General features: G+C 73.0%; 16 protein-coding genes. 6 read left to right on the forward strand and 10 right to left on the reverse strand.

Features of this window, described 5'->3' with window-relative positions:
• Positions 1 to 4 precede the first annotated feature (4 nt).
• The 3 genes from AC3IYJ_RS13265 to AC3IYJ_RS13275 all read left to right on the forward strand — a co-directional run bounded on the left by AC3IYJ_RS13265 (position 5) and on the right by AC3IYJ_RS13275 (position 1,970).
• Positions 5 to 274, forward strand: a complete 270-nt coding sequence (locus tag AC3IYJ_RS13265) for a protealysin inhibitor emfourin (RefSeq protein ID WP_489401508.1) — start codon at positions 5 to 7, stop codon at positions 272 to 274.
• A gap of 66 nt (positions 275 to 340) precedes the next feature.
• A complete protein-coding gene (locus AC3IYJ_RS13270) occupies positions 341 to 1,159 on the forward strand; it encodes a GNAT family N-acetyltransferase (protein ID WP_489401509.1) in 819 nt (272 codons plus the stop codon).
• A 142-nt stretch (positions 1,160 to 1,301) separates the two neighbouring features.
• Positions 1,302 to 1,970 (forward strand): class I SAM-dependent methyltransferase, encoded by a 669-nt coding sequence (locus tag AC3IYJ_RS13275; RefSeq protein ID WP_489401510.1) that lies wholly within the window; start codon positions 1,302 to 1,304, stop codon positions 1,968 to 1,970.
• A 45-nt stretch (positions 1,971 to 2,015) separates the two neighbouring features.
• Here the strand turns inward: AC3IYJ_RS13275 and era are convergent, their stop codons facing one another.
• The 4 genes from era to AC3IYJ_RS13295 all read right to left on the reverse strand — a co-directional run bounded on the left by era (position 2,016) and on the right by AC3IYJ_RS13295 (position 6,630).
• Positions 2,016 to 2,966 (reverse strand): GTPase Era, encoded by a 951-nt coding sequence (gene era / locus AC3IYJ_RS13280; protein ID WP_371619652.1) that lies wholly within the window; start codon positions 2,964 to 2,966, stop codon positions 2,016 to 2,018.
• 1,004 nt (positions 2,967 to 3,970) lie between these two features.
• Complete coding sequence (locus AC3IYJ_RS13285; protein ID WP_489401511.1) at positions 3,971 to 4,399, reverse strand: WxL domain-containing protein; 429 nt, start codon at positions 4,397 to 4,399, stop codon at positions 3,971 to 3,973.
• 5 nt (positions 4,400 to 4,404) lie between these two features.
• The gene (locus AC3IYJ_RS13290; protein ID WP_489401512.1) at positions 4,405 to 5,460 is read right to left on the reverse strand and encodes a hypothetical protein; all 1,056 of its coding nucleotides are present in this window, start codon (positions 5,458 to 5,460) and stop codon (positions 4,405 to 4,407) included.
• A gap of 63 nt (positions 5,461 to 5,523) precedes the next feature.
• Entirely contained in the window at positions 5,524 to 6,630 is a 1,107-nt protein-coding gene (locus AC3IYJ_RS13295) for a GlxA family transcriptional regulator (protein ID WP_489401513.1), read from the reverse strand.
• A gap of 41 nt (positions 6,631 to 6,671) precedes the next feature.
• Between AC3IYJ_RS13295 and AC3IYJ_RS13300 the strand changes: the two genes are divergently transcribed.
• Positions 6,672 to 8,000 carry an MFS transporter gene (locus AC3IYJ_RS13300; protein ID WP_489401514.1) on the forward strand — a complete coding sequence of 443 codons (1,329 nt, stop codon included), beginning with the start codon at positions 6,672 to 6,674 and terminating at the stop codon, positions 7,998 to 8,000.
• Positions 8,001 to 8,085: 85 nt separating this feature from the next.
• The gene (locus tag AC3IYJ_RS13305) at positions 8,086 to 8,613 is read left to right on the forward strand and encodes a hypothetical protein (protein WP_489401515.1); all 528 of its coding nucleotides are present in this window, start codon (positions 8,086 to 8,088) and stop codon (positions 8,611 to 8,613) included.
• 121 nt (positions 8,614 to 8,734) lie between these two features.
• Here the strand turns inward: AC3IYJ_RS13305 and AC3IYJ_RS13310 are convergent, their stop codons facing one another.
• From AC3IYJ_RS13310 to AC3IYJ_RS13335, 6 genes are all read right to left on the reverse strand, one after another.
• Positions 8,735 to 9,091, reverse strand: a complete 357-nt coding sequence (locus tag AC3IYJ_RS13310) for a cytidine deaminase (RefSeq protein WP_489401516.1) — start codon at positions 9,089 to 9,091, stop codon at positions 8,735 to 8,737.
• 217 nt (positions 9,092 to 9,308) lie between these two features.
• Positions 9,309 to 9,671, reverse strand: a complete 363-nt coding sequence (locus tag AC3IYJ_RS13315; protein ID WP_371615818.1) for an MmcQ/YjbR family DNA-binding protein — start codon at positions 9,669 to 9,671, stop codon at positions 9,309 to 9,311.
• Positions 9,668 to 10,975, reverse strand: coding sequence for a hemolysin family protein (locus AC3IYJ_RS13320; RefSeq protein WP_489401517.1), 1,308 nt, complete (start codon positions 10,973 to 10,975; stop codon positions 9,668 to 9,670). Before AC3IYJ_RS13320 ends, AC3IYJ_RS13315 begins: the two co-directional genes overlap by 4 nt.
• A complete protein-coding gene (gene ybeY, locus AC3IYJ_RS13325) occupies positions 10,972 to 11,469 on the reverse strand; it encodes an rRNA maturation RNase YbeY (protein WP_453605333.1) in 498 nt (165 codons plus the stop codon). Before ybeY ends, AC3IYJ_RS13320 begins: the two co-directional genes overlap by 4 nt.
• A gap of 13 nt (positions 11,470 to 11,482) precedes the next feature.
• The gene (locus AC3IYJ_RS13330; RefSeq protein ID WP_489401518.1) at positions 11,483 to 13,597 is read right to left on the reverse strand and encodes a PhoH family protein; all 2,115 of its coding nucleotides are present in this window, start codon (positions 13,595 to 13,597) and stop codon (positions 11,483 to 11,485) included.
• A gap of 133 nt (positions 13,598 to 13,730) precedes the next feature.
• The gene (locus tag AC3IYJ_RS13335; RefSeq protein WP_489401519.1) at positions 13,731 to 14,828 is read right to left on the reverse strand and encodes a carbohydrate kinase family protein; all 1,098 of its coding nucleotides are present in this window, start codon (positions 14,826 to 14,828) and stop codon (positions 13,731 to 13,733) included.
• Between the two features lie 271 nt (positions 14,829 to 15,099).
• Between AC3IYJ_RS13335 and AC3IYJ_RS13340 the strand changes: the two genes are divergently transcribed.
• The gene (locus AC3IYJ_RS13340; RefSeq protein ID WP_489401520.1) at positions 15,100 to 16,497 is read left to right on the forward strand and encodes an MFS transporter; all 1,398 of its coding nucleotides are present in this window, start codon (positions 15,100 to 15,102) and stop codon (positions 16,495 to 16,497) included.
• The last annotated feature ends 18 nt before the right edge of the window (positions 16,498 to 16,515 follow it).

Consider the following 16,515-nt stretch of genomic DNA (forward strand, 5'->3'; position numbering starts at 1 on the left):
TGTCATGCGGATTCAGGTGGTGCGGACGGGCGGCTTCGCGGGGATCGAACGGCGGGCCGAGGTGGACACCTCGGGCCTCGACGACGAGGCCGAGTGGCAGGCCCTGGCACAGCTGGCTCTGCGGCCAGGTCCGCCGGGCCCTGCGGCGGACCGGATCAGGGACGGGTTCTCGTACCGGATCACGGTGGACGGGCGGACGGTGCTCTGCCAGGACTCGAACCTGTCGGATGCGCAGCGGACGCTGATCTCGCGGGTGCTGAAAGAGGGCGCGTAGCCGCGCGGAGCGGGCCGGGGCATCAATCCGGCTGCCCCTGAGCTGCCGTTTTGCTTGGATGGCCGGATGACTGCGATTTCCGGGGACCTGCCCGAGCTGGAGCGCTACTACGACACCGCACCGCGGGCGGGCGGGGCGCGGGCCGAGGACTTCGGCCCGCTGACCCTGTTCGTCCAGGAGAGCGACGGCTGGCCGTACTACGCGCGGCCCGCGCTCGGCGGCGCGGAGGTCTCGGCGGCCGACGTGGAGCGGGTGCTGGCCCGGCAGCGGGAGCTGGGCGTCCCCGAATCGTTCGAGTGGGTGGCCGAAACCACACCTTCCCTGCGGGCCGCGGCCGAGGCCGCCGGGCTGCAGGTCCACACGCACCCGCTGATGGTGCTGGACCGGGCCGCCGAAGCCGTACGGGTCCCCGCGGATCCGGACGTACGGGTGCTGGGCGCGGCCGACCCGCTGCTCCGCAGTGCGGTGACCGTGCCGATGCTGGCCTTCGCATCGCCCGGCACGGCGGTGGGCGAGGGCGGCCCGGCGGAGCTCGCGGCGGCGGCCGCCGACCCGGCCTCGGAAGCCCGCCGGGTCCGGGTCTCCGGAATGATCGCGTCGGCCCGCACGGCCCTGGCGGCCGCCGTGCGCGAAGACGTGGTGCTCTGCTCCGGCCAGTACATCCCGGTCGGCGACGTCGCCGAGGTCGTCGGCGTCGGCACCCTCCCGTCGGCCCGCCGCCAGGGGCTCGGCCTCGCGGTGACGGCGGCCCTGGTCGCGGACGCCCTGGCGCACGGAGCCCGTACGGTCTTCCTCTCGGCGGGCGACGAGGACGTGGCCCGAATCTACGGCCGCCTCGGCTTCCGCCGGGTGGGCACGGCCCTGATCGCGGAGCGGCCGCTGTAGCGGGGCGGGGCGGGACTCGGCAGGGCGTCCGGGAGCGCTTTGCAGAAACCGCAAAGTTGGTTGGCCGGGCGGGCCGCCGGGGCGGAGCATCGGAGGCACAGGCACCCGCCCCCGTACCCCGTACCGACCGGAAGAGGCCCCCATGTCGCACGAGCACCACCGCTCCACCGAGCCCGCCGGCGCGAACGCCGCCGCCGTCGTGGGCGAGGAGTACTGGGACGCCCGCTACCGCGAGAGCGAGAAGGTCTGGAGCGGCGAGGCCAACGCCGTCCTGGCCCGGGAGGCCGAAGGGCTGGATCCGGGTCGGGCCCTGGACCTCGGCTGCGGCGAGGGCGGCGACGCCGTCTGGCTCGCCCGGCGGGGCTGGCACGTCACCGGGACGGACATCTCCGGGGTCGCCCTGGAGCGGGCGGCCGTCCACGCCGCCGACGCCGGGGTCGAGGAACGCACCGAGTGGGAGCGGCACGACCTCGCGGAGTCCTTCCCGGCCGGGGAGTACGACCTGGTCTCCGCGTGCTTCCTGCACACCTTCGGCGAGTTCCCGCGCGAGCGGATCCTGCGGCGGGCCGCCGGGGCCGTGGCCCCCGGCGGGATCCTCCTCGTGGTCGGCCACGCGGGCTGGGCCTCCTGGCAGGAGGACCGCCCGGAGATCGACTTCCCGACCCCCGAGCAGGTCGTCGCCCAGCTGGAGCTGGAGGCCGGCGCCTGGGAGGTGCTGCTGGCGGAGGAACACGTACGGGCCCAGGACCGGCCTGACGGCCGGCCCGGGACCCGTACGGACAACGTGGTGAAGGTACTGCGCCTGCCCTGATCCGGTTCTCGCGGACCAAGGCCGGCGGAGCCGGTCTGGAGAAGGTCAGAAACCGAGCTTGCGGAGCTGCTTGGGGTCGCGCTGCCAGTCCTTGGCGACCTTCACGTGCAGGTCGAGGAAGACCGGAGTGCCGAGCAGCGCCTCGATGTGCTTGCGCGACTTCATCCCGACCTCCTTCAGTCGGGCGCCCTTCGGGCCGATGATGATGCCCTTCTGGCTCGGCCGCTCGATGTAGAGGTTCGCGTGGATGTCCAGCAGCGGGCGGTCGGCCGGGCGGTTCTCCCGGGGGATCATCTCCTCGACGACGACGGCGATGGAGTGCGGGAGCTCGTCCCGTACGCCTTCCAGCGCGGCCTCGCGGATCAGCTCCGCGACCATCACCATCTCGGGCTCGTCGGTGAGGTCGCCCTCCGGGTACAGCGGCGGGCTCTCGGGCAGCATCGGCGCGATCAGATCCGCCAGCAGATGGACCTGGCTGTCGCCGACCGCCGAGACGGGGACGATCTCGGCCCACTCGAAGCCCAGCTCCTCGGCGAGCTGGTGGACCGCGATGAGCTGCTCGCCCACCACCTTGGACTCGACCAGGTCGGTCTTGGTGATGATGGCGATCTTGGGGGTCTTCTTGATCCCCGCGAGCTCCTTGACGATGAACTTGTCGCCGGGGCCGAGCTTCTGGTCCGCGGGCAGGCAGAAGCCGATGACGTCGACCTCGGACCAGGTCGCGCGCACGACGTCGTTGAGGCGCTCGCCGAGCAGCGTGCGCGGCTTGTGCAGGCCGGGCGTGTCGACCAGCACGAGCTGGGCGTCGGGGCGGTGCACGATGCCGCGCACGGTGTGGCGGGTGGTCTGCGGCCGGTTGGAGGTGATCGCGACCTTGGTACCCACGAGCGCGTTGGTCAGGGTCGACTTCCCCGCGTTGGGGCGGCCGACGAAGCAGGCGAAGCCCGCACGGTGCGGGCTGGTGGTCTCGGGGGAACGATCGCTCATACGGGCCATTCTCCCCGATGCGGCTCCCAGCGCCGACCAGGCTGCGGCCAGGAGCACCAGAGCGGCCGCGAGGAGGCCGTTCAGAGCGGGGTGCGCGGCGTGCCCGACGGTGGCCCGGGAGCTGGTTCCGTCGGCCCCCGCCGTCACCGTGAGCCGGGTCCATTCCAGCGCCGGGGGGTCCTCCCAGCGGGCCGTGAGCCGGACCTCCTGACCGGGAAGCAGCTCGGCGGGCAGGCCGGTCAGGGTGCGGGAGCGCAGGGTCCGGCCGAGGGCTCCGGTGACGGCGAGGGCCGCGCGCGGGCGCAGGGTGACGTTGCCGAGGTTGCGGAGCGTGTACGAGATCTCCGCGCCGGCGGCGGCCCGACCGGTGACCCGGAGGTCCTCGACGGCGAGGGCCGGCGCGGTGGGTCCGGCGACCCGGAGGTAGACGCGGGCGGCGACGGCCTGCTGCACCCCGATCCCCTGCGGCCCTGTCCCCTCCGGGGTGTCATCCAGGGCGACGACGGCTCCGGGGTGGTCCCCCGGCTCGGCGCGGTCGGGGACGGTGAGGGTGAAGCCGACGCCGACCACGGTGCGCGCCGGGACGGTGATCCGCTCCCGCGCGAGCTTCGTCCACGCGCCGGTGGCGGTGCGCGGCTCGTCGGGGCCGCGCAGCGCGAAGCCGCCGTCGCGGGCGGTGTTGTAGGCGTCGGCGGCGTAGAGGCGGAAGGTACGGGGCTGATCGGTGCGGTTGGCGATGGTGACGGTGTCGGCGACGGTTCCGCCGGGGGCGGCGGAGAGGTAGAAGTAGGGCCGCTGGCCGAGGTTGTTCGCGGCCGGCAGCACCGACCACTGGCCGTTGTCGGCGGCGGCGGCCGTCCCGGCGGGCGCGAGCAGGAACACGGCGGCGAGCAGGACCAGGGCCGCGGCCACGGCCGACCGCACCCGGTACCGGCGCCGGTGCCGGTGCCGGTGGGCTCGGACCGGATCCGGGTCAGGGTCCGGGTCCGGGTCGTGGCCCTGGTCCTGGCCCGTCACGACAGGGTCAGGGTCAGCACCGCGGTGTAGGCGCCCGGCGCGGTGTACGGGGGCACCTGGAGGGCGACCGTCGCGTCGATCGTGAAGGTTCCCCCGACGACCGCGGCGTCCGGCGTCGACGCCAGCACCGCGCCCTCCGGTCCGACCGTGCCCGCGCTGCCGGGCGCACAGACGCTGGGGCTGCCGGCGGCCGCCGCGCACGAGGGGGTCCAGCTCAGGGAGGCGCCCGGGATGCGCAGTCCGCCCGCGCCCGTGAAGTCGGTGACCTTTCCGATCAGCGACCAGCCCGCCGGGCCGCCCCGGGCGTCCTTGACTGTGACGGTGCCGATCCGGCCGGCCGCCGCGCCGCCGTCCCCGTACGGGACCGCGCCCAGGGTCACGGCCTGGCCCTGCTGGGTCATGCCCAGCTCGCCCGGTTCCACCACGGCCGTCACCTTCTGGGTGCCCGGCGCCGCCGGGAGGACGTCGCCGTGTACGCCGCCGGCCCGGAGCCCTGCGCCGCCGACCAGGCCGCGCCCTCGTAGGCCACGACCGCCGTGGTCGCCTTGTCCGTGACCGGCAGCTCCGCCAGAACCACGCCCAGCTCGTCCGCCTTCGCCGTCACCCGGTCGGCGGTCTCGGCGACTCCGGCCCGCCCGGCCACGGTCACGGCCGCGCCGGGAACGAAGCCGGAACCGGTGACCTTGACCTTGGCGCCGGGGCTGCCGGAGGCCGTGGCGAGGGCGACCGAGCGCAGGTTGGCCGTCGGGGCGGGGGTCGCGGTGATCCGCTCGGCGACCGGCGTCAGGACCGGGACGGGGCTCGGCTCCGGGGTCGGAGCCGTCGTGGGAGCCGTAGTGGGAGCCGTAGTCGGACCAGTCGTGGGAGTGGAAGTGGGAACGGGAGCCGGAGCCGGAGCCGAGGTCGGGTCCGGGGCCGTATTCGGGGCCGGGTCGGGGGTCGGGGCGGCGGCGCAGATCGTGTCGAGGTCCATGAGGTGGCTGGTGTGCAGGGTGTAGCCGCCCGGGGCGAGGGTGATCTCACCGGGTGCGGTGACGGTGAAGGTGCCCGTCATCGTGACGGCGGGCAGCGGGTCGCCCGCCTTGACGGGGTCGTTGCGCTTGGCTCCGACGACCGTGACCTCGCCGCTCTGCGCTCCGCCGAGGACGATCCGGCCGGTCGGGGTGAGCACGTCGGCGGGGAGCTCGGCGGCGAGCGGGTTCACGGCGGGGGTCCTGGCCACCTGATAGGTCACGGTGACGATGTCGCCGACCCGCGGCGCCGGGTTGTCCACGGTGATCCGGGCGGTGGTGGGCCCGTCGGCCGGAGGCAGCCCGGCCTCCTGGGGCAGCAGGCAGTGCGTCGGGAACTCCACCTGCCCTGGGGGCCCCGCGCTCGGCCCGGCCCCTTCGGCGGCGGCGGGCGGGCTCAGCGCGCCTCCGGTCGCGGCGGCCAGCACCGCCATGCCGACGGCCGCCGACCACCCTCTGCTCCGCGCTGTTCGCACTGCCCGCCCCCTGGGTTCCCGTACCCCGACAGGGGGCCATTCACGAGCGGGTGGCGGGATAAGTCAATGCACGGACCCGGCATCAACTGATGGCCCATCAGGAGATGGCAGGATCGGACCGCTCGCGCCCGCTCCCCCGCCCCCGGCCCCCGCCTCCCGGAACGTCCGCCGGTAGGCCGTCGGGCTCACGCCGAGCGCCGCCTGTACGTGCTTGCGCAGCGACTGGGCCGTCCCGAACCCGGCCTCCCGCGCCACCTGTTCCATCGGCAGCCCGGTCCGCTCCAGCAGCGTCCGGGCCCGCTCCACCCGCTGTCCGACGATCCATTCGCCGGGGCTGACCCCGGACTCCTCGCGGAACCTGCGCGTGAAGGTCCGTACCGACATGGCCTCCTGCCGGGCCAAGTCGCTCAGTCGCAGCGGCTCGTGCAGCCTGTCCAGCACCCACGCGCGGGCCGCCGTCGTGCTGGCCTGCTGCGGCTCCGGCACCGGCCGTTCGATGAACTGCGCCTGCCCGCCGTCGCGGTGGGGCGGTACGACGGTGCGCCGGGCCACGTCGTTGGCCACGGCCGTGCCGTGGTCGCGGCGCACGATGTACAGGCACAGGTCGATGCCCGCGGCGACTCCGGCGGAGGTCAGCACGTCCCCGTCGTCGGTGTAGAGCACGCCCGGGTCGACCAGCACGGCGGGGAAGGTCCGCTGGAAGTGCTCGGCCGAGGACCAGTGGGTGGTGGCCCGGCGGCCGTCCAGATATCCCGCCGCGGCCAGCACGTAGCCACCCGTGCAGATGGACACCAGACGGGTACCGGGCCTGATGTGCGCGAGGGCGGCGGCCAGCTCGGGGGTGAGCCGGCCCTCCGCGTGGACCGGTCCCAGCTCGTAGGAGGCCGGGACCACCACCGTGTCGGCCGTGGCCAGCAGTTCCGGCCCGTGCCCGACCTGGATCGCGAAGTCGGCGTCCGTGGGCACCGCGCCGGGCGCGAGACCGCAGGTGAGGATCTCGTACAGCGGCCGCCCGGCCGGATCCTTGGCGCGGCCGAAGATCCGGTGGGGGATGCCGAGCTCGAAGGGCAGCAGCCCGGCGAGCGCGAGGACGACGACGCGGTGCCGCCGGGGCCGGGGCCGGGATTGGGCCTGCGGCTGGGATTGCGGCTCGGACTCCACGAGATCCATGGCCCGATCATATCGAAGCGTGTCAGTCAGGCCACTGTCGTATGGGGTCCCGATGGCCGGAAACTGTCGTCGTGACGACGCAGACAGCACCCTCCCCCGCCCCCGGGGCCACCGCCCACCGCATCCACCGAGCCTGGTTCGTCGCGGCCGTCGCCTTCGTGACGATCATCGGCGCGGCCGCCTTCGCCTCCCTCCCGGGGCTGCTCATCGAGCCGCTGCACCAGGAGTTCGACTGGTCCCGCGGCACGATCGGCCTCGCCGTCTCCGTGAACCTCGCGCTCTACGGGCTCACCGCGCCGTTCGCGGCCGCGCTGATGGACCGCTTCGGCATCCGCCGGGTCGTGGCCGTCGCGCTGACGGTGATATCCATCGGCTCCGTGGCCACGGTGTGGATGACCTCCGCCTGGCAGCTGATCATGTACTGGGGCGTCCTGGTCGGCCTGGGCAGCGGCTCCATGGCCCTGGCCTTCGCCGCGACCGTGACCAACCGCTGGTTCGTCGCCCGGCGCGGCCTGGTCACCGGCATCCTGACCGCCGCCGGCGCCTCCGGCCAGCTGGTCTTCCTGCCGCTGCTGGCCTGGCTGGTGGAACACCACGGCTGGCGTCCGGCCGCGGTCACCGTCTCGCTGGCGGCCCTGGTCGTCGTGCCCTTCGTCTGGCTGCTGCTGCGCGACCACCCCGCGGACATCGGTGCCGCCCCGTACGGGGGCACGTACGCGGCCAAGCCCGCGCCCGTACCGGGAGCCGCCCGCCGGGCGGTGACCGTGCTGCTGAAGGCGGCCCGGACCGGCCCCTTCTGGCTGCTCGCGGGTACCTTCGCGATCTGCGGAGCCTCGACGAACGGCCTGGTCAAGACCCACTTCGTGCCCTCGGCCCACGACCACGGCATGCCGGTGACCGCGGCGGCCGGACTCCTGGCGGTGATCGGCGTCTTCGACGTCATCGGCACGGTGTTCTCCGGCTGGCTGACGGACCGCTTCGACGCGCGCCGCCTCCTCGTCGTCTACTACGCCCTGCGCGGGATCTCGCTGCTCTTCCTGCCGATGCTGCTGGCCCCGTCCGTGCACCCGCCGATGCTGCTCTTCATCGTCTTCTACGGCCTGGACTGGGTCGCCACCGTCCCGCCGACGATCGCCCTGTGCCGCGAGCACTACGGCGAGGACGGCGCCATCGTCTTCGGCTGGGTCCTGGCCTCGCACCAGGTGGGCGCCGCGGTGGTGGCCTTCCTGGGCGGCCTGGCCCGCGACGCCTTCGGCTCGTACGACCTCGTCTGGTACGCCTCGGGCGCGCTGTGCGCGATGGCCGCCCTGATGGCGATGGTCATCCGCCGCCGCCCCGCACCCGCCCCCGCGGCGGCCCTCACGGCCTGACCGGGACCGGGCCGCCGGGCGGGCGGCCCGGCAAGGGGTGAAAACAGCTGTCCGCGCGCTCGCGCCCCCTGCGAGACTGCGGAGCATGACCGCACCCGAACTCTCCGAGCTCGACTACCTCCGGGAGATCGAGCGCCTCGCCCACCGGGTCGTGGTCGAGGCATCCGGCGAGGACCACCCCGCGCCGTTCCGGACGGACCTGGACGCCCTCTCCCGGACCCTGCGCAGCTACCACTTCAAGGGCGACGGCTGCACGGAGCCGGACCGCCCCCTGCAGCGGCTCATCGGAGCCTGCGTGTTCAAGCCCGGGGTCATGCCCGCCGGAACGGACGAGGGCTACGAGCAGATGTGCGCGCGGCTCGGCGTCGAACCCCGGCCGCAGGGCTGGGCACTGTGGAACACCTGGGCCGAGGGCGACCTCCGGGTCACCATGGTGGTGACTGCCGTCGAGACGACGGAGGGGCTGTTCGCGAACTGGTCCCGCGGCAGGAACTTCGATCCCGTGACCCCGCTGCCGTCCCAGGTGGCCCTGGTCCGCCAGGGCTGGATCGGCCCGGTCACCTTCTCACCGCGCGGCGTCGGCCGGACGGGCCGCGGCGGCCAACCGCTGTAGGACCCGGCCGCTGCGGGACCCGGCCGATCGCGAAGGCCTCGTAGGCCTCGTAGACCTTGTAGACCTTGTAGATCTCGTAGGCCGCCGCGCCCCCGACCGGCCGGATCCGCCGCGTCGGGCGTCAGGCCCCGGCCGGAGTCGTGGACTTCAGGGTGCCGTCCGGGCCCGCCAGCAGGACCGGGGTCTGCGGGCCGCCGAGGTCGCGGACCGCCGCGCGGTCGGCTTCGGCGGGGGCGTCCGCCGAGCTGACGACCGCCGCCGCCTCCAGGGACTGGGCCCCGCTGGCCACCGCCATCGCGACGGCCGTCTGGAGCGCGCTCAGCTTCAGGGAGTCCAGTGCCACCGTTCCGGCGACGTAGGTACGGCCGGTCTCGTCCCGCACCGCCGCCCCTTCGGGCACCCCGTTGCGGGCCCGGGCGCTGCGCGCCAACGTGATGATCTTGATGTCTTCGGGGTCGATCCCAGTGGTGTCGGTCATAGCCTGAAGCATATGGAGCGCGTCAGCGGGGCCGCACGACGACCCCGCTGACGCGCTCTCCCCTCCACCCCCGGTGTCCCCCCGGGATCTTGGTGGCGCAGGGATAAACCTAAGCGCTGCGTAAGTGCTTGCGGCGCCCCGAAGGTCCCGTGATCAGTGACCTTGGACCCGACCCCGATTCCACGACCGGGGTCGGGGCCGGGGTCGGGCCGACGCATCACGGCCGGTCGAGCCGCAGTCGCTCCGCCTTCGGCAGACCCGCGACCACCAGGTCGTACGAGTCCTCGACCAGCTCCCGGACCATCGCGTCGGGGAGCCCGCCCGGCCCGCCGGCCGTGACCGTGTTCCAGTGCCGCTTGTTCATGTGCCAGCCGGGCACGATCGCTTCGTGCTCGGCCCGCAGCCGCACCGCCAGCTCCGGTTCGCATTTCAGATTGACCTTCAGCGGGTCACCGTCGAGTGCGCTCAGCGCGAACACCTTCCCCAGGACCTTGAACACCGAGGTCTCCGGGTTGAAGGGGAACTCCTCCACCGCGGCGTTGAAGCCGAGGCAGAACTCGCGCAGTTCGGCCGGTGTCATTGCGCCTCTTCCTCCGCCGCGGCCTCGGGGGCCACCGGCTCCACGAGCACCGTCACGATCTTGTTCCGGCGTCCGGCCGGGGATTCGGCGGTCAGCCGCAGCGGACGCCCGTCCGGCAGGTCCACCACCGCCGAGGCGCCCGCGATCGGCACCCGGCCCAGGGCCTTGGCGAGCAGCCCGCCGACCGTCTCCACGTCCTCGTCGTCGAAGGAGTCGACCTTGAACAGTTCCCCGAGGTCGGTGATGTCCAGGCGCGCGGTGACCCGGTAGCGGTCGCCGCCCAGCTCCTCCACGGGCGCGATCTCCCGGTCGTACTCGTCGGTGATCTCGCCGACGATCTCCTCCAGGATGTCCTCGATGGTCACGATGCCGGCCGTGCCGCCGTACTCGTCGATGACCACCGCCACGTGGTTGCGCACCGACTGCATCTCGCGCAGCAGGTCGCCCGCGTTCTTGGTGTCCGGGACGAAGACCGCGGGCCGTATCGCCGTGGAGACCAGGTCGGTCTCCGACTCCCGGCTGACGTGCGTCTTGCGGACCAGGTCCTTGAGGTACACGATACCGACGATGTCGTCCTCGTTCTCCCCGGTCACCGGGATGCGCGAGAAACCGGACCGCAGCGCGAGCGTGGTCGCCTGACGGATCGTCTTGTACCGCTCGATGCAGACGAGGTCGGTTCGCGGCACCATCACCTCGCGCACGAGGGTGTCCCCCAGCTCGAAGACCTGGTGCACCATCCGGCGCTCGTCGTCCTCGATCAGCGATTCCTTCTCCGCCAGGTCCACCATGGCGCGCAGCTCGGCCTCGGAGGCGAAGGGGCCCTTGCGGAAGCCCTTCCCGGGCGTGAGGGCGTTGCCGATGAGGATCAGCAGCTGCGGGATCGGCCCCATGACGCGGGCGAGCGGTACGAGTACGTACGCGGCCGCCGTTGCGGTGTTCAGGGGGTGCTGGCGGCCGATCGTGCGGGGGGACACGCCCACCGCGACGAAGGACACCAGCACCATCACCGCGATGGAGACGAGCAGCGCGGTCCAGTTCTCGCCGAACTCGTCGAGGCAGACGTACGTGACGAACACGCCCGCCGCCATCTCGCAGGTGATCCGGACCAGCAGGGCGACGTTGACGTAGCGGGTGGGGTCGGCGGCGACCTGGAGCAGCTTCGCGCTTCCGCGCCTGCCTTCCCGTGCGGCCTGCTCGGCGCGGAAGGTGGAGATCCGGGCGATCCCGGACTCGGCGCACGCCGCGAACCAGGCCACCACCACCAGGAGTACGGCCCCGGTGATCAGCTGTGCGTCGCTGGTCACGAGACGGTCGGGGCCGGGGACGGGCCGGTCACACCGCGTTCGCCGCGCCAGCCGTCGACGATGGCCGCCTGGAGGCCGAACATCTCGGCCTTCTCGTCCGGCTCCTCGTGGTCGTAGCCGAGCAGGTGCAGCACCCCGTGGACGGTCAGGAGCTGGAGCTCCTCGTCCATGGAGTGCTGCGTCGGCGCGTCCTCGCCCTGCTTCTTGGCCACTTCGGGGCAGAGCACGATGTCACCGAGGAGCCCCTGCGGGGGCTCCTCCTCGTCCTTCGACGGCGGACGCAGTTCGTCCATCGGGAAGGACATGACGTCGGTGGGTCCGGGCAGGTCCATCCACTGGATGTGGAGCTGCTCCATCGCCTCCTCGTCGACGACGATGACGGAGAGCTCCGAGAGCGGGTGGATCCGCATCCGGGCGAGCGCGTAGCGGGCGATGTCGAGGATCGCCTGCTCGTCGACCTCGGTTCCGGACTCGTTGTTGACGTCGATCGACATGGTGCGCTGGGTTCTACTTCCGCTGGTAGCCGTTCCGGGACTGCTTCGCGTCCTGGCTGTCGTCGTACTTCTCGTACGCATCGACGATACGGCCGACCAGCTTGTGCCGGACGACATCCTCGGACGTGAGCCGCGAGAAGTGGATGTCCCGGACGCCTTCGAGGATCTCCTGGACCTGACGCAGACCGCTCTTGGCACCACCCGGCAGGTCGATCTGGGTCACGTCACCGGTGACGACGATCTTCGAGTCGAACCCGAGCCGGGTCAGGAACATCTTCATCTGCTCGGGGGTGGTGTTCTGCGCCTCGTCGAGCACGACGAAGGCCTCATTGAGGGTGTTGTGCGTCAGCAGGTAGTCCTGCGTGACGTACAGCGAGTCCTCGGCGGCCACCTGGATGCACACGGCCTCCTCGCGGCCCGCAGGTTCGATGGAGTCGATGAAGCGCATCGGGCGCCCGCCGCCGGCCGCGTGGTACGCGTCCCGCTTGCGGGTGAGGCGGAAGGGCTCGATGCCCTCGGGGAGGCGGATGTCGACGACGTGCGAGTCGCGCCGGTGGGCGGCCAGTGCGGTGCCCTGCTTGCGCCCCTCGGCCGCACGACGCCGGGTGTAGGCCACACCGCCGAGCGACTGGACCAGGGCGATCACGTCGTCCCGCAGGACGATCGACGCCGTGGAGTACTGGATCCGGCAGGTGCGGTCCCGCTGGGTGACCGGACCCCCGTCGGAGTCGAGCAGGCCCTGGAGCACCGCAAGGCGGACTTCCGGCGTATTGAACTGATAGTCGTCCGGCACGAACTTGGAGTGCGAACGGCTGCCGATCAGGTCCAGCTCTCGCAGGACCCTGGTGACGGGATTCTCCAGCGTGACAACATCACCCGGGGACTTCACTCTGTTCAGGACGTAGTCAGGACCACCCTTGTGCCGTACAGCGACCCCGGGAAGGGCGGATTCAAGGGCGTGGACCAGTTCCTCGTCCTCCGTGGCGAAGGACGGTGTGGTGGAACCGGTCAGGCACCCGTCACCCAATAGCAGGCCCAGCGCGTACGGGTCCATCGGGACCTCACGTGCGGGGAACTCGACGGGGGCCGTGAGAAGCGGCAGCTCGTAGCGGCGGGCGTGCGCCGCACGGAGGTTGCCGATCATCTCCTTGGTCTCCAGGACGCGCCACGGCTTGTCGCGACGCTTGTCCGAAGCCGTACGGACCGTCCAGAGGTGCTCGCCGCAGCACAAGGTCCAAGAGCCGTCCTGGGCGGTGACGCGGTAGATGTCCTTCTCACCCTGCGGGTAGACACCAAGCACCGGGGTCGGCTCGCCGTTCGATCCGACGACCAGGTCACCCACCTGAAGGTCGCCGATTGGCCGCCAGCCGTCAGGCGTGAGGACCTTCGTGAAGCGGGGCTGGGCCCGACCCCTCATGTACGCCAGCGGCGCCACCTCGATGGTTCCCGCCGCCATCAGGCGGGGGATCGAGTCCGGGTCGATCATGTCGTGCAGGGCGTCGTAGAGCGGGCGCAGATACGGGTCGATCTTGTCGAAGAGGGTGCCGGGGAGGAATCCCAGGCGCTCGCCCGCCTCGACCGCCGGGCGGGTCAGGATGATCCGGCTGACCTGCTTGGACTGCAGGGCCTGGACCGCCTTGGCCATGGCGAGGTAGGTCTTGCCGGTACCGGCGGGGCCGATTCCGAACACGATCGTGTTCTTGTCGATCGCGTCGACGTACCGCTTCTGGTTCAGGGTCTTGGGGCGGATCGTGCGGCCGCGGCTGGAGAGGATGTTCTGGGTGAGCACCTCGGCGGGCGACTCGTCCGGGCCCTCGCCGTTGCCGCTCGACTTGAGCATGGCGATCGAGCGTTCCACTGCATCCTCCGTCATCGGCTGCCCGGTGCGGAGCACCAGCATCATCTCGTCGAACAGGCGCTGGATCAGCGCGACTTCCGCCGCGGCGCCGATCGCGCTGACCTGATTGCCCCGAACATGGATGTCGGCCTTCGGGAAGGCCTTCTCGATCACGCGCAACAGGGCGTCGCCCGAGCCGAGGACGGACACCATCGGGTGGGTGGCCGGGACGGTGAAGTGGGCTCGCGCCTGCCCCGGCGCGGGGGTCTTGGCTGTCGGTGTCTGAGTCATGGGCCGGCACTGTGGCCTGCACATACCTCCCACTGAGGGGCCTCGCCGGTCGACGGCCTCCGGATCTCCAAGCCTACGTCGCCCCCGCCCCGTACCCGAGGGGTTTTACAAGGCCGCGGTCCGGGGCCTGCCGTCAGGCCGAATGCCGGAAGCCGATCGTCGGTACCGCCCGGCGCCTGCGGGCCGGGGCGGCGCCCGGCGGAACCAGGTCGTCCAGGAATCCGTACCGTCCGCGCACGGCCTCCGGGGCGGTCCGCCACCAGGCGGCCACCTCCGGCCAGCCGGGGGCCGACAGCGATCCGCCGAACTCCTGCACCGACAGGGCCGCCGTCAGGCCCGCGAAGGCGAGGCGGTCCGCCAGCGGCCAGCCGGCCAGGGTGCCGGTGAGGAAGCCCGCCACGTACACGTCGCCCGCGCCGGTCGGATCCAGGGCGTCCACCGTGATCGCGGGGACCTCGGCCGTCTCCCCGGTCCGCCCGTCCACCGCGTACGAGCCCTCGGAGCCCATAGTCACCACCGCGATCGGGACCTTCTCGGCCAGCGCGCGGGCCGCCGCGCGCGGGCAGTCGGTGCGCGTGTAGGCCATCGCCTCCCCCGCATTGGGCAGGAAGGCCTCGCAGTGCTCCAGGTCGGCCAGCGCGCCCAGGTCCCACCGCCCGCTCTCGTCCCACCCGACGTCGGCGAAGATCCGCGCCCCGCGCCGGGCCGCCTCGTACACCCAGGGCTCGCCGCCGCCCGGGCCGAGCGAGGCCACGGCGGCGCGGGCGCGCGGCGGGCACCGCGGGAACGGCCCGGGGCCCGCCGGGGGCGGGGCCTCGTGGCCGTGGGAGACCATCGTGCGCTCGCCCTCGTAGGCCATGGAGACCGTGACGGGGCTGTGCCAGCCGGGCACGGTCCGCGACATCGACAGGTCGATGCCCTCGCCCTGCTCCAGCGCGTCCCAGCAGTACTCGCCGTAGTGGTCGTCGCCGAAGGCCGCGGCGAGCGAGGTCCGCAGCCCGAGCCGGGCCAGGGCGGCGGCCATGTTGGCGACGCCTCCGGGGCTGGATCCCATGCCGCGCGCCCAGGACTCCGTACCGCGCACGGGGGCCGAGTCGAGGCCGGTGAAGATGATGTCGAGGAAGACCGTTCCGGTCAGGAAGACGTCACAGCCCGGCTCTTGGGGGCCGCGCAGCGGGCCCAGCGGGTCCACGGCGGCGGTTCGGCTTTCCTGGCTGTCCCGACTGCTCACGATGCACTCCCCGTTCGCCACGCATTTTTCGCTGGAATCGGTCTTGATCGAATTATTGGTGGTTCTTGTCCAGGATGGGTTGAAGTCCGCTCGTCGTCCGGTCGTTCCCGCCTGGAGGGGCAGCGGAGCGCGGCCGGCACGCGGCGGGAATACAGTGTGACGCAGATCACTACCTGAACGCCCTGTTCCGGGGCTCCGGCCTCTTGATAGACAGGGGCCCCGCCTCTCGTGCGGAATCTCTTGCTCCGCCTGCGCACCACCTGGAACACCCGTGTCGGACCACACCCCCGCACCGCCCGCCGCCTGGCCGCTCGTCGCGCTCTTCACCTCGGGTTACACCGCCCCGTACCTGCTGCCGACCGTCGTCGGCCGGCTCGACGCGTACCTTCCGCTGAGTCCCGCGCAGGCCGGGCTGATCGGCTCGGTCCTGCTCCTGGGCTCCGCCGCCGCCGGATTCGCCCTCGCCTCCCGCATCCCCCGCCACGGGCCCCGCCCGCTGGCCCGGCTCGGGCTGCTCCTCGCCGTCCTCGGCTACGGCACGGCGGCCGCCACCACGGTGCTCCCGCTCGTCGTCGCGGGCGCCGTCGTCGGCGGGTTCGGCTCCGGCACGGCGACCGCCGTGGCCGCCTCCGGGATCGCCGCGCAGCGCGACCCGCACCGCACCTCCTCGCTCGGCCTGCTGTCGGTCTCGGCGACCGCCGGGGCGCTGTACCTGACCCTGCCCCGGCTCGGCGGGGGCCACTGGCTGCCCTTCGCCGCGATCGCCCTGATCGCGACGGCGTGCTGGCCGGCCACGGGACGCCTGGGCGCACCGGCCGTACGGGGCCGGGCCGCGGCGGACCGGGCCGTACGGGTCCGCGGGCGGCTGCCGTACCCGCGCGCCGGGATGGTGCTGGCCGGGGCCCTGATGCTGTGGTCCCTCGCGCAGAACGCCCTGTGGGGCGTCAGCGGCCGCATCGGCACGCAGCAGGCGGGCCTGTCCGAGGTCACCCTCGGCGTCGTCTTCGCGGCCGCGCTCGGCGCCGGACTGCTCGGGGTCACCGCTGCCTCCGCGCTCGGTGCGCGGCTCGGCCGGGCCGTCCCGGTGGGCGTGGGCACCGCCGTCATCGCCGGCTGCGTGGTGCTGGCCTCGCACGCGCACGGCCTGGGCACCTTCGCCGCCGGGGAGGTGCTGTGGAACGCCTTCTACCCGGTCGTCCTGTCCTACGCCATCGGCCTCGCGGCGGCGCTGGACCCGCGAGGGCGCTGGGCCGTCCTGGTCGGCTCCGCGTCCTCCCTCGGTGTGGCCTGCGGGCCCCTGACCGGGAGCCTGCTCGCCGAAGGCGTCGGCTTCCCCGGCATGGGCCTGGCACTCGGGGGGCTGCTGCTGGCCGTGGCCGGGCCGATGGCCGCTGTGGCCCTGCACGTCGGGGGTCGCCCGCTGGTGCCCGGATCGGTGCGGCGGCGCGGCGGAGCCCCCGCGGCGGTGCTCGCCGCCGGTGCGGGTGCCCCGACGGGGGACGTGCCCCGGGTGGGAGCGCCGGAGCTGGAGATCGCGGAGCTCGCCGCGATCCCCGAGCTCGCGGTACGCCGTCTGCGCCTGCCCCCGCTGCGGGTGCTGCTGCTCTCCCCGGTGGCCGCCCGCCGGACCCGGGAACAGACCCGCCGCCGGGTCCGCACCGGGGTCTAGGCGGAGTCCGGGGCCGCG

It is taken from the genome of Streptomyces sp. GL_140, assembly GCF_057834465.1.

Coding starts and splice junctions, on each gene's coding strand:
- AC3IYJ_RS13300 (WP_489401514.1), top strand. CDS start 6,672: ATGGGGTCCCGATGGCCGGAAACTGTCGTCGTGACGACGCAGACAGCA.
- AC3IYJ_RS13315 (WP_371615818.1), bottom strand. CDS start 9,671: ATGACACCGGCCGAACTGCGCGAGTTCTGCCTCGGCTTCAACGCCGCG.
- AC3IYJ_RS13295 (WP_489401513.1), bottom strand. CDS start 6,630: ATGGATCTCGTGGAGTCCGAGCCGCAATCCCAGCCGCAGGCCCAATCC.
- era (WP_371619652.1), bottom strand. CDS start 2,966: ATGGCCCGTATGAGCGATCGTTCCCCCGAGACCACCAGCCCGCACCGT.
- AC3IYJ_RS13270 (WP_489401509.1), top strand. CDS start 341: ATGACTGCGATTTCCGGGGACCTGCCCGAGCTGGAGCGCTACTACGAC.
- AC3IYJ_RS13275 (WP_489401510.1), top strand. CDS start 1,302: ATGTCGCACGAGCACCACCGCTCCACCGAGCCCGCCGGCGCGAACGCC.
- AC3IYJ_RS13310 (WP_489401516.1), bottom strand. CDS start 9,091: ATGACCGACACCACTGGGATCGACCCCGAAGACATCAAGATCATCACG.
- ybeY (WP_453605333.1), bottom strand. CDS start 11,469: ATGTCGATCGACGTCAACAACGAGTCCGGAACCGAGGTCGACGAGCAG.
- AC3IYJ_RS13305 (WP_489401515.1), top strand. CDS start 8,086: ATGACCGCACCCGAACTCTCCGAGCTCGACTACCTCCGGGAGATCGAG.
- AC3IYJ_RS13330 (WP_489401518.1), bottom strand. CDS start 13,597: ATGACTCAGACACCGACAGCCAAGACCCCCGCGCCGGGGCAGGCGCGA.
- AC3IYJ_RS13265 (WP_489401508.1), top strand. CDS start 5: ATGCGGATTCAGGTGGTGCGGACGGGCGGCTTCGCGGGGATCGAACGG.